A 20,417-nucleotide genomic window follows, 5' to 3' on the forward strand; every position below is an offset into this window, starting at 1 on the left:
AAAATCAGATGAGTACTTTCTTGAAAAGGGTTTTTAATTTATTTTTAGATCTGTGAATCGATAATAATAATAGTAACTACTTTTTGTATTTAATACATTGGTTTTATTAAGGAATTTTAAGATGATCAAATTTGCATCTCGCTTTTTGATAACTTTATTTGTTGTATTTTATACACTCGCAACGATGGCGGATGTTCGTATTATCATTACTGATGGTATTAACACGGCTAAACCTATTGCGGTTGTCCCTTTCAAATGGATAGGCTCGGGAGATCTTCCTGAAATTCCCGACGAAATTATTTCTTCTGATCTACGTAATAGTGGTAAATTCAATCCTATTAATGTTGCAAGTATGCCGCAAACCCCAACGACAGCTTCTGAAGTTAACCCGAGTGCTTGGAATGCGATTGGTATTTCGGCGGTGATTATTGGCACTGTTCAGCCGGATGCATCGGGTAAATATTTAATAACGTATCAATTAGTTGATACTGTTACTCATCCTGGGGCAGTTCTAGCACAAAATCAATTTTCGGTTGAACCACGTTGGCTACGTTACGCCGTGCATACTGCTAGCGATGAAATTTTCAATACATTAACAGGGATTAAAGGCGCTTTTAGAACACGTATTGCTTATATTGTTAAATTAAATAAGGGTTATTATACTCACGAACTCCGCGTTTCTGATTATGATGGTTATAATCAGATGATTGTGCATCGTTCTAAAGAACCTTTGATGTCACCGACATGGTCACCAGATGGTAAAAAAATTGCCTATGTGACGTTTGAAGGTCGTCATTCAGCATTAGTCTTAAAAACATTAGAAACTGGTAAGGTTGAGACGATAGCTGCTTTTCCTCAACATAATGGCGCACCCGCTTTTTCACCTGATGGCAGTAAACTTGCTTTTGCATTATCAAAAGAGGGTAACTTAAATCTTTATATGATGGATTTGTCGACTAGAAAAATCACCCAACTTACTTATGGTCGAAGTAATAATACGGAACCTTCATGGATGCCTGATAATCAGTCATTGGTTTATACCTCTGATCAAGCTGGGCGCCCGCAACTTTATATGTTAAATATAAATGATAAAAATACGGCGCGCCTTACATGGGATAACGCGCAAAATCAAAATGCACGTGTTTCACCTGATGGCAGTTTTTTAGCGATGATTTCAACCAATAATGGGGCGCAACATATTACCCGTTATGATTTTGCAACAAAGACCTATCAACAATTAACAGATACGTTTTTAGATGAAACGCCAAGCATATCCCCAAATGGAATTATGATAATTTATAGTTCTACACAAGGTTTAGGAACGATTTTAAATCTTGTTTCAACTGATGGAAATTTTAAAGCGAGATTGCCAGCGACCGATGGCCAGGTAAAATTTCCATCATGGTCACCTTATTTGTAGGACTTTTTATTGATAAAAAATATAAAGGTTATATAAATAATAAAACTATACGACGGCATGTACAAAATTAGGATATCTATTTATTCACTTTAGTGTATTTATTACATGAAGTTAATTAAGATTATTAAATTAAACTGTTGTTAATTTATTTAAGCACATTTATTTAAACACAAGGAGTCAAAAAAATGCAATTTTCTAAAGTTATTAAAATAGCTGCAATTGCACTTCCATTATTCGCTATCACCGCTTGTTCTTCTAGCAGTAATGATAATACGAGTGGTAGTGCAGATGCATCATTCTCACAAGCTGAGCAAGTAATGATTCAAAAATTACAGCAAAACAATACGGTTTACTTCGATTTTGACAAATATAATGTTAAAGCCGATTTTGAATCTATGTTAGATGCTCATGCAGATTTTCTACGTAATCATTCTTTAATTAATGTTATTATCGAAGGTCATGCTGATGAACGTGGTACACCTGAATATAACATTGCTTTAGGTGAACGTCGTGCAGCTTCAGTTAAAACTTATTTACAAGGCCATGGTGTTTCGGCTAATCAATTATCTATCGTTTCTTATGGTAAAGAAAAACCAGCTGTGTTAGGTCATGATGAAGCGGCGTATGCAAAAAACCGCCGTGCAGTAATTACTTACTAATCATTTTCACAAAAACGGCTGATAAATGCAGCCGTTTTTTTTGTTAAAATGGGTATTTTATATGTTTAAAAAAATAGTTAACCTGAGTTTGTTATTATTTATTTCAAATTTTGCTTTTGCAGTCGAAAACTCCGAATTAGTACGCATGATAAATGCGCAAAGCCAATTATTGATTGATTCCCAACAAAAAATTAGTGATCTTCAATCCGAAGTAGATGTTCTACGGGGGCAACTAGAAGAAAACGACTATCAACTTAAGCAAACAATTGAACGGCAAAAGATGATTTTACAAGAGATGGCCAAAAAAGATAGTTTTATGTCATCGAATAATCAAAATAATAATGTTAATTCCACAAATAAACCAAATCCTTCGACAGGGACTGATATAAATAACTGGCGTCCTTCGGGTAATGATAAAACTGATTATAATTTTATTATTAAATATGTGACTGATGGTAAACAAAATAATGAAACTATTTCAGCATTACAAACATTTTTATCGACATATCCAAAATCAAGTTATGTAGCGAATGTTAACTATTGGTTAGGACAACTTTTTTATCGTCAAGGTAAAAAGGATGATGCATCGTTTTATTATGCAACCGTGATTAAGGACTTTTCTACTTCGCCTAAAGCTGCTGATAGCCTTTATAAAGTGGGATTGATCTTGTTAAGCAAAGGCGATAAAGATGGTGCTAAAGCGATATTTCAGCAAGTCATTAATAAGTATCCTAAAGATAAAGTAGCCGTTGAACAGGCTAATAAGAAATTATCTTCATTATAATTTATTGTAAATAACTGTTTAAATAAACATCTATCAATCAAAATTTTGCTAAAAAGGGTTGCACACTTTGTCGAAGATAAGTAATATAGCAACCCGAAATCACCTGTAACGACAAAGCAGATGATTATCTCTCTTAATGGGTTGTTAGCTCAGTCGGTAGAGCAGCGGACTTTTAATCCGTTTGTCGAGCGTTCGAATCGCTCACGACCCACCATTTTCCCTTTCACTTTTTATTTCATCCATTTTACTTTTTGTATTTAGCTTTATACTTTTGATGATAACGTTGATGTTTGACAAAAAATGGATTATTCAACAATATTTTTATCGTTTTTGATAAGTGTTACTTTCAAATCATTACCAATCATTTCAGTTGATTGAAAGGTAAAACGTGGCGCTAATGCTAGTTTAGATAACGAAGGCATAATACACATATCTAGCGCATTATGTCCTAATAATTTAGGCGCATAATAAATAATTAATTCGTCAACTAAATTTTGCTCTATTAAACTTCCAGCCAAATGTGCACCTGCTTCAACCCATACTGTATTGATTTGTTTTTCGCCTAATTGATTAAGGAGATTTTCGAGATTGATTGTTGTTTGTGAAGAATTCTCTAATAAAATTTGGGTATGCTTGGCAAGAAAACCTTTATTTTCTTTTTGCACAACCCATATCTCACCGTCTTGCTTGAAGAGGTTTTCTTGCCCTGTTAATTTATGTTGGCTGTCAATAATGACGCGAATAGGTTGCCTTATTGTAGATGGGGAATATATTGCTTGAATGGTTTTAGGTAATTGAGCAAATCTAACGGTTAAACTTGCGTCGTCAGCTTGCACGGTAGTTCTTGTACTTAAAATACAGCTTGCTTGTGCTCGATAAGATTGTACATCTTGTCTGGCGAGTTGTGATGTTATCCATTTACTTTCGCCAGATTTCATGGCTATTTTACCGTCCAACGAAGCGGCAATTTTAAGTTGTACATAAGGTTTACCTGTGCGCATGCGCTTTAAAAAACCTTTGTTCAGTCTTTCTGCTTGAGGGGTAAGTACTCCAACTGTAACGTCTATTCCTGCATCACGTAAGGCTTTAATACCTTTTCCTGCAACATTAGGATTAGGATCTGACATTGCAACGACAACTCTTGAAACATTAGCTTTGATTAATGCATCAGCGCAGGGCGGTGTACGTCCAAAATGGCTACAGGGCTCAAGGGTTACATATGCTGTTGCACCTTTTGCTTGTGTACCTGCTTGCATTAGGGCATTAACTTCTGCATGCGGCTGCCCCGCTTTTTGATGATAGCCTTGTCCAATAATTCGTTCATCTTTAACAATGATACAGCCGACATTAGGATTGGGCGTTGTTGTAAATCTTCCTAATAGGGCTAGATCTATTGCTTTTTGCATATAAATCTTGTCAAGATCGTCATTAATGGAGTGATTTGTCATAATTACTTTTCTTGTAGTTTCGCAATTTCGTTACTAAATTGTTCAATATCATCAAAACTAAAATAGACAGAAGCAAATCTTATATAAGCAACTTTATCTAAATGTTTTAGTTCTTCGATAACATGATTTCCAATAAGTTGTGATGGGACTTCACGTTCACCTGTGGCTCGTAATTTTGATTTTATACGAGCAATAGCATTTTCGATTGCATCAAAGCTGACGGGTCTTTTTTCTAAGGCTCGTTGTATGCCCGCCCTTAATTTTTCCTCGTTAAAAGGTTCGCGTATTTTATTATTTTTAATGACATTAGGCATAATTAATTCTGCCATTTCGAATGTGGTAAAACGTTCATTGCATTCCGTACATTGACGCCTACGTCGCACTTGAAATCCTTCTCCTACAAGGCGAGAATCAATAACTTTACTATCATCGGCACTACAAAATGGACAGTGCATAGATTTTCTCCGTTTTATATCTTTTAATAAATTTGATCCTATAAAAGTAATGATACTTTTAACGGTATACGCGATAAATTATCACTTCAACTAGGATAATGATAATTTATTGTTTTATTCCATTGATTATTCTAACCAAATTATTAGATTAAGCGGTTATTTTTTTACCATTCAAGATTAATTAAAAAATCCTTTAATTTATCAAAATTATTTGGCATTTTGTGTGATAAAAGTGTCATATCTGCTCGCTGTGCTAATGCTTCTGGTAATGGTATAGTTTTATTTAAGATTTCTTCAACAACTTCTTTAAATTTAGCTGGATGAGCGGTTCCTAAAAATAAACCATATTCACCATTTTTTAGCTGATCACGTAATGCTCGATAGGCTATAGCTCCATGAGGCTCAGATAGGTAACCTTGCTGATCAAGCTCTTTAACAGTTTTGACAGTAATTTCATCTGAAACTGCTTGATGAGCAAGTGTATCGAGTGACCAATTTTCTCGTTTGTAAAGCTCGTCGATACGAGGCCAATTGTTTGGTTGGCTTACATCCATTGCATTAGAAAGAGTGGCGATTGTTTTATGTGGTTGCCATTTTCCTGTTTCTAAAAAGCGAGGAACGGTGTCGTTTGCATTGGTTGCGGCAATGAATCGTTTAATCGGTAATCCCATTGTTTTCGCGAGTAAGCCAGCTGTTAAATCACCAAAATTACCACTTGGTACCGAAATGACAAGCTGTGCTTGCTCAGCAGGGGTTAATTGCGCAAATGCTTCAAAATAGTAACAGACTTGTGCGAGTAAACGACTAATATTAATTGAATTTGCTGAATTTAAGCCAATTGCTTTGCGTAGTTGTTCATTATCAAAAGCCTGCTTAACGAGCGATTGACACGCGTCAAAATCGTCTTGAATAGCAATAGTATGAATATTATCGCCAAGCGTACAAAATAATTTTTCTTGTAATGGGCTAATTTTACCTTCAGGGTATAATATTACAACCCGGATATTTGGTAAGTGATAAAAAGCGTGAGCAACGGCTGCACCTGTATCGCCTGACGTGGCTGTTAATATGGTTATTCTTTGATCGGCAGCAATATTAACTAAAGTCTGTGCCATAAAGCGTGCACCGAAATCTTTAAAGGCCAATGTTGGACCATGGTATAACTCTAACGAACCTATATCATCTTCTACCGATTGGACAGGAGCTGGAAATTGAAACGCATTTTTGACTAATTTTAATACATCATCTTCACTCATTTCATCCCCAATAAAAGCGGATAAAATTTTAGCACTGCGGGTTACAAAATCGAGTTTTAATAATGACTGGATTTCATTTGGTGAAAATTTTGGTACATCTACAGGAAAAAATAGTCCTTGCTCTTTACCTAATCCTTGTTTAACTGCCTGTGAAAAACTGACTTGTTCACTATGATCTTTTAAATTATATAGCTTCATAATCTATTCCGTTAATTGTTTTCTTCATGGGTTTTTATGTAAAAGGAGCCGCTTTATTTGTGGTTAGATCCTTTTATCATGTAATATTTAGTCTGTAACACTAAAATGATTTTTTAATATTTTGTGTTATAACTGACTTTAACATCTAAATCATAGCGCTCGTGCACCTAATTTATCAATCTTACAAATATGTGTAAAACCATCTTCATTTTGTAAGTAATCTTGTTTAAGTTGTTCTTCAATTTTTTTTGCTATTTGCAAATTATCTGCCACGACAAATAAAGTGGGGCCTGAGCCAGATATACCCGATGCAAGCGCGCCTAATTCTTTTACACTGAACTGAATAGAGTCAAAATTAGGTAATAAAGATTTTCGATAAGGTTCGGCAATATTATCGAACATCATCGAGGCAGCTAATTTTGATTGTTGGGTATAACTTGCGTGGATAAATCCACCAACATAACGCCCATGATCAACACAATCTGCTTTAGGGTAATGATGCGGTAGAATTGCTCGCGCTTCAGCTGTTGAGACTTTAATGCCCGGATACGCGATAATCCAGTACCAATTTTCAAAATGAGGAATGGTTGTACTAATTGTGTCTTTTGTATCAAGAATTAATTGCATACCACCTAAAAAACAGGGGGCAACATTATCATAATGGATACTTCCAGAAATACGACCTTCAAGTTCTCCCATCATGATTAAAAGTTGATGCTGATTAAATGGTTGATTAAAAAGCGTATTAAGAGCTACGAATGTGCCAACAATTGAACAAGCACTAGATCCTAAACCCGAACCGATAGGCATATTCTTTTCAAGCGTAATAGTAACAGGTATTTCTTTACCTAGCGATTCGCAAAAGCGTTGCCAACATTGGTAGACAATATTATTTTTAGGATTGGTAGGTAAACTGCCAACAAATTTTCCTTTATTAATGAGTTCGGATTTGTTTGTAGCTAAGGCGACCGTTATACAATCACCTAACAATTTGCCATCAATTGGATGAATGGCGGCACCTAAAATATCAAACCCAACGCTAAGATTTGCCATTGATGCCGGCGCATAAACGGTAATACTTTTCATGTTAATTTATTCTCCCATTCTGCCCGAAGTAGTACGCAAAATATCAGCAAAAACACCCGCTGCTGTGACATCGTTACCGGCTCCATAACCTCGTAAAACTAATGGAATAGGTTGATAATACCGTGTATAAAATGCGAGTGCGTTTTCGCCATTTTTAATCTTATAAAGTGGATCTTCACTATCAACCGCTTGGATTTTTACCTGACATTTATTATCTTTAATACTACCTACATATCGTAAAACTTTACCTTCTTTTGCAGCTTGTCCAACTTTAGCGGTGAATGTTGCATCTAGTTGGGGTAACTTTGCCATAAATTCGTCAACGGTTCCGCTTGAGTAAGATTCAGGTAAAACAGATTCAACTTCAATTTGATCTAATTCAAGTTGTAATCCTGCTTCACGCGCAAGAATCAGTAATTTACGCGCTACATCAGTGCCCGATAAATCATCACGTGGATCAGGTTCAGTAAATCCTTTTTCTTTTGCTAATTTTGTTGCCTCAGAAAGTGTCATACCTTCGTCAAGCTTACCAAAAATATAAGATAACGAGCCAGATAAAATACCTGAAAATGCAATTAGTTCATCGCCAGCATTGAGTAATTTTTGTAAGTTTTCGATGACAGGTAATCCTGCACCGACATTCGTATCGTATTGAAATTGACGTTTACTTTTAGCCGCCTCTTGCCTTAAACGTAAGTAATAATCCATTGAGCTGGTATTGGCTTTTTTATTAGGGGTAACAACATGAAATCCATTTGCTAAAAAGTCGGCGTATTTGTCGGCTACTTCACTGCTAGATGTACAATCGACTAATATAGGATTGAGTAAGCGATTTTTTTTGGCAAATTCTATTATGTCTTTTAATGAATAAGGTTGACCATGTTGTTTTAGTTGTTGTTGCCAATTTTGAAGATGAATCCCATCTCGACTAAAAATCCCTGTTTGAGAGTTAAATAATCCACAAACGTGCAAATCAATTTGTTTGTTTTTAAGCCAATTCTGTTGATGTGCAATTTGATTTACAAGCGCACTACCAACCCCACCCACACCAATAACAAATACATCAAGCATTTTATCAGTACCAAACAGGATCTGATGAACAACTCTCACTCCCATTATCGCAACATCATTATCTACAACTACTGAAATAGAACGTTCTGAAGAGCCTTGTGCAATAGCTACAATATTAATATTTGCTCTTGCTAATGCCGTTAAAAATTTAGCTGATAAACCTTGCAACGTGCGCATACCATCACCAACAACTGAAATAATGGCTAAGTTGTTAATAATTTCAAGAGGCTCAAGTAAACCGTCTTTTAGTTCTAAATAAAACTCATCATTTAATGCAGCTTGTGCCTTGTTGAGTTCTGGCTCTGGAATACAAAAACTAATGCTATATTCTGATGATGACTGGGTAATTAAAACAACGGATATACCTGCTTGCGACATAGCTGCAAAAACGCGTGCTGACATGCCAACCATACCTTTTAAACCTGGACCTGAAACGTTAATCATCGACATATTATTTAGATTGGTGATCCCTTTAACAGGGAAAGACGTATCGATATTATTTATTCCAATTAAGGTACCTGTTGCATCGGGATTATTAGTGTTCTTGATTAAACACGGTATTTGAAATTGTGCAATAGGTAAAATGGTGCGAGGGTGTAGAACTTTAGCACCAAAATAAGAGAGTTCCATTGCCTCTTGATACGACAGAGTAGAGAGTAATTTAGCATCGCTAACAAGACGAGGATCGCAGGTATATACTCCATCGACATCAGTCCAAATTTCACAGCAATTCGCTTGTAAACAAGCAGCAAGAACTGATGCAGAATAATCCGAACCATTACGCCCTAAAACAACTAATTCACCTTTTTCATTACCGGCAGTGAATCCAGGCATTAAAATGATATGATCTTTTGGTATATGCATTTCATTAATACGTTTTGTTGATTCTATAATATCAACGGTAGATTCAAGATAATCTCCTTTTGCAAGTAATGTATTAATAGGATTTATTACGATGACCTTATGCCCTTTAGCCGTTAATAAAGCTTGCATAATCGCGATTGATAATTTTTCACCACGGCAAATAATAGAGGCACTTATCATATCAGGGCAATGTTTTAATAATTTAATTCCTTCAAATAATTGTTGAATATGGTTAAATTCTTCTAAAACAAGCTGTTTCATTTCTTGATAGGGAAAGTTGCAGGTATTATCGGCAAGTCCAGTTAAGATATCCGCAAAAATTTTTTCTGCTTCATAAATTTGCGTATGGATATTTTGATGGCTAATGGTATTTTCGACCATTGCGACTAATAGATTGGTTATTTTTGCAGGTGCAGACAAGACTGTTGCTGTTTGTTCTTGTTTAGCATCTTTTTCAATTATCTCAGCTACACGTAAAAAACGTTCTGCATTAGCAACCGAGGTTCCTCCAAATTTTAATACTTTCATATCGCACCTTTACATTTATCGTTCTTTATTTTTTATTAAAATTCCAAATAAAAACCCGCTGAGTTAGCGGGTTTTTTCATTCTGTTAAGAAAAATCAACCCGCCCTATCAAAAAGAGTGCCGGTAATGGTTCCCATAATGTTAAAAAAGTTGATGGTAATTAGCATAATGTTTCTTAACCTATTATTCTGTAATCTATATTCTTGATTTAATTAATTTAGAGTTTCACTAAATATAAAAAAACAGCCTGACATTTTAATGTCAGGCTGCAATATTAAAAAAATTTTTTACTGTTTTCGTATTCATTGACGACTTTATTTAATGCACAATATAAATTTTTTGCATCCTTCTTTTTTAAGGCTTCATCTAAAATATTTAGATACGACAACATAGTCTTTTGGTTTTCTTCGGCAAATTGAGGGGCAATTTCTTGATCTTCATAAAGCATGACATAAGTACGTGCAAATCCGAAAATTAAAAAATAAACAGAGGCATTATCTGGATCTTCTTGAATTAAAGTGCGCATTGTTTTACGCAAAGTGACGTAACTATCTGTGCCGGGAAGACTTTCAGCAAAAATTTTTGTGGCGTCAGAAAATGTCATTGCATTAAACCTCAATTAAAGTGATAAGAACAAAGAATATCAATCAGATAGTATTAGTGCAAGTGTAATTTTAGTATTATTGATGATTAAATTGTATCTTAGCCAATTAATCTTATACCTATTTTAATATAGGTTATTCATATAAAATAGAATAAAACACACTAACATTAATCAGTGCGTTTACCTTTTTGATTCAGGGATTATCATATTTTTTAATGACATTTTCAACAAACTCCATTCTAACACCGGGCCAATCAACATTAGATGAACTTGTATTACTTAGTTTATGAGCAGCCCCATAGCCAACACCATACATCTTGCCTTTATTGGTTGTATAATAGAAATGCTCTTTACCACCATCTATTTTTACGACATATTCATCAAAATCTAAATGGTTAAGAGGACGGTTGGTTGGTTCATAGCCATAAATAGTTGGAAAGGCTGAACCCCCGGTCTGCCCCCAAGTATAAATTTTATTATCTTTGGTAATGGCAACCGAGCCAAGAAAACGATTATAAAGGGATTTAACATCTCTCATAATTAATCGTGGTGTTCCTGTATTCGATTCGCTAATATTTCTAACCCCTTGTCCTATAGAGGCTGCACGCCCGATGCCATAAACATCACCGTTAGCAAGCAAAACAACGGTATGGGATTGACCGCCTGCAATATAAATGACTTGATTACCATTGAAAACGCCGTGGGTATGAAGAGGTTGTGGTGATAATATAGCATCGCGTGATGTGCAATTTTTATCTTTGGGACCTGGGTAACCAAATGCACAATCTTCGTTATCACCCCATCCATAAATCGTTCCTGAATAACCTATCGCATAACCGCCTTGATATGCACCTCCAAGGAGGCGAATCTTTTCAGGTAAAATGACTTGGTGTAGACCAGCAATTTTAGCCTTATTTGTCCCATCACCACGCTGACCAGAAGACCCAATCCCCCAAGCATAGACTTCACCGGTTTTGGTTAATAAATAAGAGATATGTTCACCTGCCGCTATTTGCATACCATCCTCCCTTAAACGGCAAGGTGTAGTTGCGGTTCCTTTTTGACAACCAACTTGACCATAGTCATTTAAACCCCAAGCCCAAACGCCGTTATTTTCATCTAGCGCAATAAAATGATAAGCACCGCCAGCGGCAACGACAATTTGAAGATCTTCTTGGATAAAAGTTTGAACTGCCTCTGGAGGAGCCGTGTTACTAACGACTTTTTTTCCGTTGCCTTGTTGCCCCGATCCCCGAAATCCCCACATAATTATTTTACCTTTTGGTGTTATGGTGACCCCTGTATCTAAAGAAGTCGTTGGGGAAATAGCTATACTCTCAATTTGCATGGTTTCTTTAGCATAGAGAAGTATATCATTTTCAATAGCATTGACGTTAGATAACATTAAAAAACAAAACGATAATGTCATAGTAATTATTATATTTTTTCCTATATTCAATCTATTCATAAATTAATTATTCTCGCTAATTAGAAGGCAGATTTTAGTAATTTTTGTAAAGTATTAGTTTTATTTTTGTTGAAAATTTACACTATTTTTATAATATTATAACCATTTCTGTTTAATTAAAAGAGACATAAATGGTTAATTTTGATATTTTTTTCTTCACTGTTTTGCCACTACTTGGCTATATGTGTTATACCGATCTTCGTTTTAGAAAAATTTATAATGTTGCTATTCTCATTTTACTCGCGCTTACATTAATCTATGCAATGTATTTTAAATGGGTACCAAATTGGCAAAGTGCTTTCTCTATTTTTATCATTGGTGTTATTTTATTTTTTCTTGGTGGAATAGGGGCTGGCGATGTTAAATTGCTCGCGGTTTTAGCGTTATCTGTTCCTCAATTTAAGATTATTGATTTTATTTTATTAGTTGCTATTAGCGGTTTACCGCTTATTTTAATTGTCCTTTTTTCCTACCATATATTTAAAACAAGCAATAAAACAATACCTTACGGAATGGCTATCTGTATGGGTTATGTTGGAATTCATTATTTATAAACATAATTTTAAAAAATGTAAATATCATTTACAGCTTAAGAAAAATGATAGATCAAATTTTGATCTATCATTTTTGTAAATATAATGTTATTTTAAAAAAAAGTAAAAATAACATTATATTTACAAGTATTTTGCATAATTTTAAATATCGATGGATTTTAGGGTATAAAGAGTCATAATCAATGAATAAAAAATTAATAATATTATATATAATCATGATTCTTGTTGGATTAGTGTTGCTCATTACTATTAAGCAACAAGAATTGCCACCAATAGAAGACAATGCAGTGATCAAACCTCCTGCGGAAATACCGGTAAAAGAAACGACTCAAAACATTGTTGTTATTAAAGCATTACGTGATTTACCAGCTAACACGTTAATTAGAAATACTGATTATCAAGCAGAGACGATAGCTGTACCTGAAAATAGTCCTGAAAAAGATAATTTCTCCTTAATTTATCAAAATGTCGATGAATATGGTTTAAGAGTGGCGATAAAAGCGGGTTCTTTTATTCCAATGACAAATCTAATACCACCCTCATCGTCAAGTGAATATATAAAAATGATTTTACATGAGGGTATGTTAATTTATCCAATAACCTTAACAAAATCAGATAAATACTTGATTGATAATCTTAAGAAAGGGGATTTAATTGATATTTATATTATTTATGGTCCAAACGGATCCAGTTATGATCAAAAAACAGTTGAATTAATTTCACCCATCAATAATTTTGTAAAGACTCGAATAAAACCGATTGTAATTAATCGACGATTATTACATATAGAGCAAGCTCCAAATGCGGATATGCAACCTAATGATTATGTTGAAGGAAAAACGTTACTCATTGAGTTATCGCAATCAGAGGTTAAATTGATCAAAAGTCTAGAAGGAAATGCCAAATTATTTTTATTTCCAAGTATTAATAAAAATGGCGTTGAGCATGAAAGTGATGTGTTATTTGGTGAAGAAGCCATGTGGCCAGTTACTTCAGATCCAATTTTCAAGTTAGAGCCTTTAGATAAACCGGCAAAAGTTTTGCAAAATGAGATTAAAGAGTTGAGAGGAAATTGAAGTGAATATTAATATAATAAAATCACTGTTGACTAGATTTAATTGTTTTATTTTTCTTTTTAATACTGTATTTCTTTTTAGTACACCTGTTTCGGCGGCAGTTTTTTATTTAAAACCAGGTGAATCAAAAACAGTTAAATCTAATGAAGTATTAGGTACAGTATTTATTTCAAATCCCGAAGTTGCTGACTATAAAGTAATCGGTGAGAATACGGTTGTAATGTATGCTAAAGCGCGTGGTTATTCTGAATTTATTATCTATAGTCAAGATGAAAAAATCTTAACAACCCATTCTATTGAAGTTGATCCTATTGTTCCGGACCTTCATTATCGAATAAAAAAAGAATTTCCTGATAGTAATATTAGAATTACAAGTTTTGTAGGGAGTGGTGTTTCGGGTAATGGTAGCCAAGATAGAGTTAGTTATTTACTCTCTGGCACAGCTCCCGACGATTTAACTCGCGATCGTATTTATGCTTTAGTTGGGCAAAGTGTGGGTGATAATACTACCATTAAAGAAGAGAAATATAATTTCAAAGGTGGTAATGATACATCGGAAATTTTTTTCATGAATAATCTTAAATTTCCTAATATTATCAACAATATTAAAATTACCCAAAATAATCAAGTCAATGTTAAATTGACATTAGTTGAAGTCAGTAAACAGTTTACTGATAGCCTTGGTGTCGCATGGCATAACCTTACATTAGATAGTATTATTTCCGGTGGATCTGAAATTACAAGTGTTGGTACATTTAATCTTCTTGGTCTTAAGCATGGTTTTGATATTAATAATATTGCGACTGTAATTCGTGCTGTTCAAAATGATCAATTAGCCAAAGTATTAGCTGAACCTAATTTAACCGTGCTTTCTGGTGAAACAGCTGAATTTCTTGTCGGTGGTGAAATTCCAATTGTGACTCCTGGATCGAATAATAGTAGTTCTACTGTCACTTATAAAGAATATGGTATTAAACTTGCTATCGGCGCTAAAATATCAAATGACATTATTCGTTTATTTATTGCTAATGAGTTTAGTTCACTTTCCGGTAGTTATGCATTCAATGATTACCAGATCCCGACTTTAACGACACGCCGTACTCGTTCAACCATCGAGCTAAAAGATGGGGATAGCTTTATTATAAGCGGTTTAATTAGTGAACAAGATGTCGAAAGTCTAACGAAAGTCCCTTTCATTGGCGATATTCCTATTCTTGGTGCTATAGCTCGAAGTGCATCTACATCACGTAACAAAACGGAACTTATTGTTTTTGCAACGGTTCAACTTGTGAACCCTACAAGCTCCTTTAAAGATGCAAAGATCCCTATTTTTGAACGGACAGATAGCAGAAACCTCTTTTTCAATTATAAAAGCAATCATGATAAGCAGACTCGCCATGAGTTTCCTTTATCTAATGAAAGCGAGAAGTTTCTTGGTCGAGTTGGTTTCTTGGAATAAAAAATAGGTTTAAATACGATGAAATTATTTAGTGATGCAGGTTCAAATAAAGACGATAAACAAAATGAACCGTGGAAAGAAAAAATAGAAAATAAAATATCTAATTTTAAAGTGGCAATAGTCTCCCAAAACATAGAGCTTATTGAACGCATACGCTTAGTTTTAGTTTTATACAATATTGTTCGAATTCAAGTATTTGAGATAGATTTTTCTACCTTGAAAGATAAGGTCAATCTAGATGACTATGATGTTATTTTGATTGATATTGATAGCAATAGTGATGTGGAATTTATTGGTGCTTATTTGACCCAATATATTCCAGTTAACTGTATCGCTTATGTTATTGGTAAAAATGATTCAATTTTATTTGCCCATGAACTTGAAAAAAAAGGCATTAAATATTTACAAAGTAATATTCATATCGATAACTTGCCGATATTACTTTGGGAAGGAAAAAATAAAGAGAATAAAAGACAAGGCAATATTATTACCTTTCTTGGTTGTAAAGGGGGAGTAGGAACATCGCAACTTGTTTTTAATACCGTCAAATCTATCTCAAGTATATCTAAAATTCCAATACTTTTAGTTCAAGGCATTAGTGGTAGCGCAGATATTGATTTTATTATTGAAAAACCAGTCGAAAAAGATGGTTCGATTGTTGAACTACACGATAATTTAAGTGTTCGTATTGAACCTGCAAACATGGCTTGGAACTTTAAAGATGATAGTGTTTCAAAATTTAATCTGATCGTTTTTGATCACAATATAAACAGTAATTTATCATTATCCCAGCTAAATAATGTTTTTACTTCATCTAATACCGTGATTATCGTGATTAGTCGTGAGCCCTACTCGATTAAAGTTGCCAAATCTATTATAGAAGAGCGCAATAGAATTATTACTAGAGATGAACTCATTGCAGATAGACGTTTTTTTATTTGTCTTAATGATAATAAACCTTTTAATAAAAAAGAAATGTTAACAGATCAAGATATTACCGAATTTTTGCAATGGACAATCGACATTAAACAAAAGTACTGGCCTTCAGAAAAAAAATTAAAAATGGCAGACAAATCAAAAGAATTAAAAAGCATTGCGAAACTTTTAATCGGTATAGGTGAGGCCTCAAAAAGTGTATTAAATAGACCCACCAAAGATAAAAAAAATCTTCTATCTTTCCTAAGTAATAACACGAAAGAATAGATGATTGTGATCGGTTTGAGATACATCAATCTCAAAAAAAGTAGTTTTTATGAATGATATGAAAGTAATTAAAACATTAATCGGAGAATTATCTATGAAAAAATTAATAAATAAATGTAAACATTTTTTAGTAAGCCAAAATGGTGTTACTGCAATTGAATACGCTATCGTGGTTGCCGGTATTGCAGCTGTTGTACTTGTTGTGTTTGCTTCAGATGGTCCTGTTGCAGAAGTATTAAATGATACATTTAGTAAACTCAAAACTAAAGTTGGCGGAATGTTTAACTAACAAGTATTTTTTTCTTAAAACTAAGGTGGAAACGAATAATTTGTTTCTGCCTTATGTTCGATAAACTCTAAATAAGGCAATAGAATGTTTAAACAATTCTTTAAAAATCAGAGAGGCGGTATCTTATCGATTGAATTTGCTTTAATTCTGCCTATGTTTTTATTACTGATTTTTATGTTTATTGAACTTTGCCGTTTATTATTTGTTTCCTCTGTTTTAGATATTGTCAGTGTAGAAGGTAGCTATTATGTGGCGAAAACCTCAGCAGATGAAACTAATTATAGTCAGCTATTTTATGACAAAGTGTCAAACGAAATACCACTAATAAAAAAGAAATGTTAACAGATCAAGATATTACCGAATTTTTGCAATGGACAATCGACATTAAACAAAAGTACTGGCCTTCAGAAAAAAAATTAAAAATGGCAGACAAATCAAAAGAATTAAAAAGCATTGCGAAACTTTTAATCGGTATAGGTGAGGCCTCAAAAAGTGTATTAAATAGACCCACCAAAGATAAAAAAAATCTTCTATCTTTCCTAAGTAATAACACGAAAGAATAGATGATTGTGATCGGTTTGAGATACATCAATCTCAAAAAAAGTAGTTTTTATGAATGATATGAAAGTAATTAAAACATTAATCGGAGAATTATCTATGAAAAAATTAATAAATAAATGTAAACATTTTTTAGTAAGCCAAAATGGTGTTACTGCAATTGAATACGCTATCGTGGTTGCCGGTATTGCAGCTGTTGTACTTGTTGTGTTTGCTTCAGATGGTCCTGTTGCAGAAGTATTAAATGATACATTTAGTAAACTCAAAACTAAAGTTGGCGGAATGTTTAACTAACAAGTATTTTTTTCTTAAAACTAAGGTGGAAACGAATAATTTGTTTCTGCCTTATGTTCGATAAACTCTAAATAAGGCAATAGAATGTTTAAACAATTCTTTAAAAATCAGAGAGGCGGTATCTTATCGATTGAATTTGCTTTAATTCTGCCTATGTTTTTATTACTGATTTTTATGTTTATTGAACTTTGCCGTTTATTATTTGTTTCCTCTGTTTTAGATATTGTCAGTGTAGAAGGTAGCTATTATGTGGCGAAAACCTCAGCAGATGAAACTAATTATAGTCAGCTATTTTATGACAAAGTGTCAAACGAAATACCACTTTGGCCATTAATTACATCAAGTGAGGGACTTGAGGTAAATATAGTTTATTGTGCATTAATAGATGATGCCACAAGCTATATAAAATCGAAATCAGGTAATTGTTATACGTCACCATTTAGTAATGCTTTAGCCATTTTTTCTGTTAAATATAATTATGCTCCGATGTTTTTAGATCCATTATTTTCGGCATTAAAGACAGTGTTAAAGCGTGATATTGTTGTTTTTAAAGAATATTAAATACAAACTTATAAATATTGTTGAGTAGAAAATGATAAATTTAAGAAAGTTTTCCTTTATAAAAAATGAGAAAGGCGCATTAACTATTGAATTCGCAATGGTATTTATGGGATGTTTGTTAGTCATTTTTTTGGTTTATGATATTTATGTTACGCTTGCCTTACAAGGTAAACTTGACCGCTCGACCTATTCTGCTGCAACCGTTTTTCGTGAACGAAGTATTTTTTATCAAAGTGATTCTCTTTATCCGGAAAACATTAATGAGCAGCAAGTTTTAGAATTAAAATCATTACTTAGTAGCATGATGGATGATGATAATATTTTAGTTAAAGTTGAGGCATTATATATAAAAGGCAGTGAGGAAAATCCAAGTAATATAGAAACAGCAATAAAGAAAACGGTTTCTCTGTGTGCTCCAACAAGCTGTAATGCAAATTATTTTTCAAAATTGCCTGATTTTAGTAACTATACCAATTTAACTGCATATTCAATGTTAAACCGTTGGATCCCTTTATTTCGCGTTTCTTCCTGTATTAAAAACAGTCCGAGTCTTTTTAAAAAAGCATTAAATATCACGGGCATCGCTGACGATCCTGATATTTGTTCATCAAGTATTGTTGTCTCTCGATGCTTAGGTGATTGTAAAACACCTTTTCCTCTTAATTAATGGGTGATAACTCATGAGAAAAATATTATTAAAAACGGTTTCTCAGTTCGCTTTAGTCCTAAGGTCTGAAGCAGGGGCTTTTCTTATTATGTTTGCAGCTTTAGTCCCTCTTTTATTAGGGTTTGGGGCGTTGGCATTTGATAGCGCACAAGTAATTAATGCAAAAGTCCGCCTGTCAGAAGCGGCTGATGAGGCTGCTTTAACCATCGCCGCGATTAATAATAAAAATTTGACAGAAAAAAATAAAGCGCTTAATGAATCGATCGCTAAGAGCTATATTGCTTTTTATGCTCGTCATCAAGGTAAGTTAACAAAGGTAAATATTGATTATGATGCCAATAAAAGCACTTATTATGTAACAAATAATTATGATGTACAGTCATTATTATCAATGCCTTCATTGACAGGTATCGATAAAAAAATGGAAGTTGGTAATGACAGGATTGGATCGGGTTTTGTCATAAAAAATAATGAAATATTATCAGCAGATATCACTTTTGTATTAGATTTTTCCTCCTCAACGACCTGTGATTCTAGTGTCACTCAATGTAATAAATGGTCTAATACGGGAGCAAATAATTCTCGTGTTGAGGTATTAAAAACAGTTGTTAATAGTATATTAAATAAATATAAGAATTATGCACAAATTCAATTTTCAATTGTCCCTTTTGAAACTGGCGTACCATTTAGACCCGCTCAAGCAATTAATCTTAAGAATGTAGATCCTAAAAATGAAGCAGGCGGTGAACAGATTGGCTGTTCAGTACCTTATACATTATTATCCCCTTATAAAAATGTTGATTATGTTTTTTGGGCAAATAAATATTTAAATTTTGAGTTTGAAGATTCAAAAAATTATACCGACAAATATTACAATCGTACTTTTTATAATATGGATGGATATCGTTATCTTTATTATTCAAAAGTTGTCGGTCCGGCAAAAGGGTTAAAAACTGATACGCAATTAGTTAATGCTGGTCTATGTGTTGATAATGGTTATACCAATAACATTTTATATGGCAAATATCGCTATTCCTGTGATAGACCAAGTCAAAGTATTTTTACAACCGAAAATCAGAAAAAAGTCACGAGCCAATATAATACTGTTCTTAATTTAATGAAGTTAATGTATTGGACTAAAAATTCAACACGCAAAGGCGAATTTTCGATTGCGAATGGCGGAACAATTGATTTTGATGCCACACTAACTAATATTTTTAAGCCACAAAATATTATTGAATTTTATCAACCCACAGCACCTAACGTATTATCACAGCGCCCTTTTACGGGAATGTGTCAATCGGCTCAAGCCGGTCCAAATTCTTTATTAAGAGATACTGATGAATTTGAAGTCAGTAGTGAACCTTTATATAAGAGAGCGGCAAATCTTATTAGCTCTTCAAAAAGTCAAACTTATCTCGTTCCATTAACTAAAAGTGTTGCGGATAAAAATGCGTTAGTCTCTGCTATAAATGGAATGAAACCAGGTGGGGGGACAGATGAAATGAGCGGATTATTGCGTGCTGCACCTATTGCGGCAACAGGTAATGGTCAGCAAAAAATTATTATTGTTATTTCAGATGGTGATAATAATTTAGCTAAGAATTTACCTGTTTCCTTATCTAATAATAATAGTGTGACAGAAATCTTTCTTAAAAAAGGGGTTTGTCAGGTAATACGTAATCAATTAGATGAAATTACAACGCGCCAATATAGAACGCTCTATAAACCAAGTGAAATTCACTATATATCACTCAATAAGGATAGAAAGGACGATTACAATATGTGGTTAAACTATTGTGCTAATAATGATCAAGGTTTTGTTCATGATGCGAATAATATTGGTAGCTTAGTCAATCTAATTGATACCATTATAGTAACCGCTGAAACTGGATTTTTTAAAAATAAAGAATAAA

At 33.6% G+C, this 20,417-nt stretch carries 21 protein-coding genes and 1 tRNA gene; 15 read left to right on the plus strand and 7 right to left on the minus strand.

The window, feature by feature from the left end; genetic code table 11:
* The first annotated feature begins 124 nt into the window (after window positions 1-124).
* The 4 genes from tolB to ACSYSW_RS02495 all read left to right on the plus strand — a co-directional run bounded on the left by tolB (window position 125) and on the right by ACSYSW_RS02495 (window position 3,077).
* Window positions 125-1,420 (plus strand): Tol-Pal system beta propeller repeat protein TolB, encoded by a 1,296-nt coding sequence (tolB, locus tag ACSYSW_RS02480; RefSeq protein WP_491706113.1) that lies wholly within the window; start codon window positions 125-127, stop codon window positions 1,418-1,420.
* Between the two features lie 185 nt (window positions 1,421-1,605).
* On the plus strand, window positions 1,606-2,079 hold the full coding sequence (gene pal, locus ACSYSW_RS02485) for a peptidoglycan-associated lipoprotein Pal (RefSeq protein WP_491704857.1): 474 nt from the start codon (window positions 1,606-1,608) through the stop codon (window positions 2,077-2,079).
* A 61-nt stretch (window positions 2,080-2,140) separates the two neighbouring features.
* Window positions 2,141-2,863, plus strand: a complete 723-nt coding sequence (ybgF, locus tag ACSYSW_RS02490) for a tol-pal system protein YbgF (protein ID WP_491704856.1) — start codon at window positions 2,141-2,143, stop codon at window positions 2,861-2,863.
* Window positions 2,864-3,001: 138 nt separating this feature from the next.
* Window positions 3,002-3,077: transfer RNA gene (locus tag ACSYSW_RS02495), tRNA-Lys, on the plus strand.
* Between the two features lie 91 nt (window positions 3,078-3,168).
* On the opposite strand, the gene ribD is transcribed toward ACSYSW_RS02495, so the two are convergent.
* The 7 genes from ribD to ACSYSW_RS02530 form a co-directional block, all read right to left on the minus strand.
* The gene (ribD, locus tag ACSYSW_RS02500) at window positions 3,169-4,311 is read right to left on the minus strand and encodes a bifunctional diaminohydroxyphosphoribosylaminopyrimidine deaminase/5-amino-6-(5-phosphoribosylamino)uracil reductase RibD (protein ID WP_491704855.1); all 1,143 of its coding nucleotides are present in this window, start codon (window positions 4,309-4,311) and stop codon (window positions 3,169-3,171) included.
* Between the two features lie 2 nt (window positions 4,312-4,313).
* Window positions 4,314-4,766, minus strand: a complete 453-nt coding sequence (nrdR, locus tag ACSYSW_RS02505; protein ID WP_491704854.1) for a transcriptional regulator NrdR — start codon at window positions 4,764-4,766, stop codon at window positions 4,314-4,316.
* A 164-nt stretch (window positions 4,767-4,930) separates the two neighbouring features.
* Window positions 4,931-6,220: a threonine synthase gene (thrC, locus tag ACSYSW_RS02510; protein ID WP_491704853.1), complete on the minus strand. Its 1,290-nt coding sequence runs from the start codon at window positions 6,218-6,220 to the stop codon at window positions 4,931-4,933.
* Between the two features lie 150 nt (window positions 6,221-6,370).
* Window positions 6,371-7,306, minus strand: a complete 936-nt coding sequence (gene thrB, locus ACSYSW_RS02515; protein WP_491704852.1) for a homoserine kinase — start codon at window positions 7,304-7,306, stop codon at window positions 6,371-6,373.
* Between the two features lie 6 nt (window positions 7,307-7,312).
* Window positions 7,313-9,769, minus strand: coding sequence for a bifunctional aspartate kinase/homoserine dehydrogenase I (gene thrA, locus ACSYSW_RS02520; RefSeq protein WP_491704851.1), 2,457 nt, complete (start codon window positions 9,767-9,769; stop codon window positions 7,313-7,315).
* A 273-nt stretch (window positions 9,770-10,042) separates the two neighbouring features.
* The gene (locus ACSYSW_RS02525; RefSeq protein ID WP_491704850.1) at window positions 10,043-10,372 is read right to left on the minus strand and encodes a hypothetical protein; all 330 of its coding nucleotides are present in this window, start codon (window positions 10,370-10,372) and stop codon (window positions 10,043-10,045) included.
* Window positions 10,373-10,565: 193 nt separating this feature from the next.
* Entirely contained in the window at window positions 10,566-11,801 is a 1,236-nt protein-coding gene (locus tag ACSYSW_RS02530) for an RCC1 domain-containing protein (protein WP_491704849.1), read from the minus strand.
* A gap of 170 nt (window positions 11,802-11,971) precedes the next feature.
* Between ACSYSW_RS02530 and ACSYSW_RS02535 the strand changes: the two genes are divergently transcribed.
* The 11 genes from ACSYSW_RS02535 (at window position 11,972) to ACSYSW_RS02585 (ending at window position 20,416) form a co-directional block, all read left to right on the plus strand.
* Entirely contained in the window at window positions 11,972-12,394 is a 423-nt protein-coding gene (locus tag ACSYSW_RS02535; RefSeq protein ID WP_491704848.1) for an A24 family peptidase, read from the plus strand.
* 182 nt (window positions 12,395-12,576) lie between these two features.
* Complete coding sequence (locus tag ACSYSW_RS02540; protein ID WP_491704847.1) at window positions 12,577-13,470, plus strand: CpaB family protein; 894 nt, start codon at window positions 12,577-12,579, stop codon at window positions 13,468-13,470.
* Window position 13,471: 1 nt separating this feature from the next.
* On the plus strand, window positions 13,472-14,929 hold the full coding sequence (locus ACSYSW_RS02545; protein WP_491704846.1) for a type II and III secretion system protein family protein: 1,458 nt from the start codon (window positions 13,472-13,474) through the stop codon (window positions 14,927-14,929).
* 18 nt (window positions 14,930-14,947) lie between these two features.
* Window positions 14,948-16,132 (plus strand): CpaE/TadZ family protein, encoded by a 1,185-nt coding sequence (locus tag ACSYSW_RS02550; protein ID WP_491704845.1) that lies wholly within the window; start codon window positions 14,948-14,950, stop codon window positions 16,130-16,132.
* A gap of 49 nt (window positions 16,133-16,181) precedes the next feature.
* Window positions 16,182-16,421: a Flp family type IVb pilin gene (locus ACSYSW_RS02555; RefSeq protein WP_491704844.1), complete on the plus strand. Its 240-nt coding sequence runs from the start codon at window positions 16,182-16,184 to the stop codon at window positions 16,419-16,421.
* A gap of 84 nt (window positions 16,422-16,505) precedes the next feature.
* Entirely contained in the window at window positions 16,506-16,763 is a 258-nt protein-coding gene (locus tag ACSYSW_RS02560) for a TadE/TadG family type IV pilus assembly protein (protein WP_491706283.1), read from the plus strand.
* On the plus strand, window positions 16,757-16,984 hold the full coding sequence (locus tag ACSYSW_RS02565) for a hypothetical protein (protein ID WP_491706284.1): 228 nt from the start codon (window positions 16,757-16,759) through the stop codon (window positions 16,982-16,984). The genes ACSYSW_RS02560 and ACSYSW_RS02565 overlap by 7 nt, the downstream gene beginning before the upstream one ends.
* A gap of 49 nt (window positions 16,985-17,033) precedes the next feature.
* Complete coding sequence (locus ACSYSW_RS02570) at window positions 17,034-17,273, plus strand: Flp family type IVb pilin (protein ID WP_491704844.1); 240 nt, start codon at window positions 17,034-17,036, stop codon at window positions 17,271-17,273.
* A gap of 84 nt (window positions 17,274-17,357) precedes the next feature.
* The gene (locus ACSYSW_RS02575; RefSeq protein WP_491704843.1) at window positions 17,358-17,834 is read left to right on the plus strand and encodes a TadE/TadG family type IV pilus assembly protein; all 477 of its coding nucleotides are present in this window, start codon (window positions 17,358-17,360) and stop codon (window positions 17,832-17,834) included.
* A gap of 31 nt (window positions 17,835-17,865) precedes the next feature.
* A complete protein-coding gene (gene tadF / locus ACSYSW_RS02580) occupies window positions 17,866-18,501 on the plus strand; it encodes a tight adherence pilus pseudopilin TadF (protein WP_491704842.1) in 636 nt (211 codons plus the stop codon).
* A gap of 13 nt (window positions 18,502-18,514) precedes the next feature.
* Entirely contained in the window at window positions 18,515-20,416 is a 1,902-nt protein-coding gene (locus ACSYSW_RS02585; protein WP_491704841.1) for a TadE/TadG family type IV pilus assembly protein, read from the plus strand.
* Window position 20,417 lies beyond the last annotated feature (1 nt).

The organism is Gilliamella sp. ESL1225 (assembly GCF_058502635.1).

Excerpts from the sequence above, each read along its gene's own strand:
- pal (WP_491704857.1), top strand. The coding sequence starts at position 1,606 with ATGCAATTTTCTAAAGTTATTAAAATAGCTGCAATTGCACTTCCATTA.
- ybgF (WP_491704856.1), top strand. The coding sequence starts at position 2,141 with ATGTTTAAAAAAATAGTTAACCTGAGTTTGTTATTATTTATTTCAAAT.
- ribD (WP_491704855.1), bottom strand. The coding sequence starts at position 4,311 with ATGACAAATCACTCCATTAATGACGATCTTGACAAGATTTATATGCAA.
- nrdR (WP_491704854.1), bottom strand. The coding sequence starts at position 4,766 with ATGCACTGTCCATTTTGTAGTGCCGATGATAGTAAAGTTATTGATTCT.
- thrC (WP_491704853.1), bottom strand. The coding sequence starts at position 6,220 with ATGAAGCTATATAATTTAAAAGATCATAGTGAACAAGTCAGTTTTTCA.
- thrB (WP_491704852.1), bottom strand. The coding sequence starts at position 7,306 with ATGAAAAGTATTACCGTTTATGCGCCGGCATCAATGGCAAATCTTAGC.
- thrA (WP_491704851.1), bottom strand. The coding sequence starts at position 9,769 with ATGAAAGTATTAAAATTTGGAGGAACCTCGGTTGCTAATGCAGAACGT.
- ACSYSW_RS02525 (WP_491704850.1), bottom strand. The coding sequence starts at position 10,372 with ATGACATTTTCTGACGCCACAAAAATTTTTGCTGAAAGTCTTCCCGGC.
- ACSYSW_RS02530 (WP_491704849.1), bottom strand. The coding sequence starts at position 11,801 with ATGACATTATCGTTTTGTTTTTTAATGTTATCTAACGTCAATGCTATT.
- ACSYSW_RS02535 (WP_491704848.1), top strand. The coding sequence starts at position 11,972 with ATGGTTAATTTTGATATTTTTTTCTTCACTGTTTTGCCACTACTTGGC.
- ACSYSW_RS02540 (WP_491704847.1), top strand. The coding sequence starts at position 12,577 with ATGAATAAAAAATTAATAATATTATATATAATCATGATTCTTGTTGGA.
- ACSYSW_RS02550 (WP_491704845.1), top strand. The coding sequence starts at position 14,948 with ATGAAATTATTTAGTGATGCAGGTTCAAATAAAGACGATAAACAAAAT.
- ACSYSW_RS02555 (WP_491704844.1), top strand. The coding sequence starts at position 16,182 with ATGAATGATATGAAAGTAATTAAAACATTAATCGGAGAATTATCTATG.
- ACSYSW_RS02560 (WP_491706283.1), top strand. The coding sequence starts at position 16,506 with ATGTTTAAACAATTCTTTAAAAATCAGAGAGGCGGTATCTTATCGATT.
- ACSYSW_RS02565 (WP_491706284.1), top strand. The coding sequence starts at position 16,757 with ATGTTAACAGATCAAGATATTACCGAATTTTTGCAATGGACAATCGAC.
- ACSYSW_RS02570 (WP_491704844.1), top strand. The coding sequence starts at position 17,034 with ATGAATGATATGAAAGTAATTAAAACATTAATCGGAGAATTATCTATG.
- ACSYSW_RS02575 (WP_491704843.1), top strand. The coding sequence starts at position 17,358 with ATGTTTAAACAATTCTTTAAAAATCAGAGAGGCGGTATCTTATCGATT.
- tadF (WP_491704842.1), top strand. The coding sequence starts at position 17,866 with ATGATAAATTTAAGAAAGTTTTCCTTTATAAAAAATGAGAAAGGCGCA.
- ACSYSW_RS02585 (WP_491704841.1), top strand. The coding sequence starts at position 18,515 with ATGAGAAAAATATTATTAAAAACGGTTTCTCAGTTCGCTTTAGTCCTA.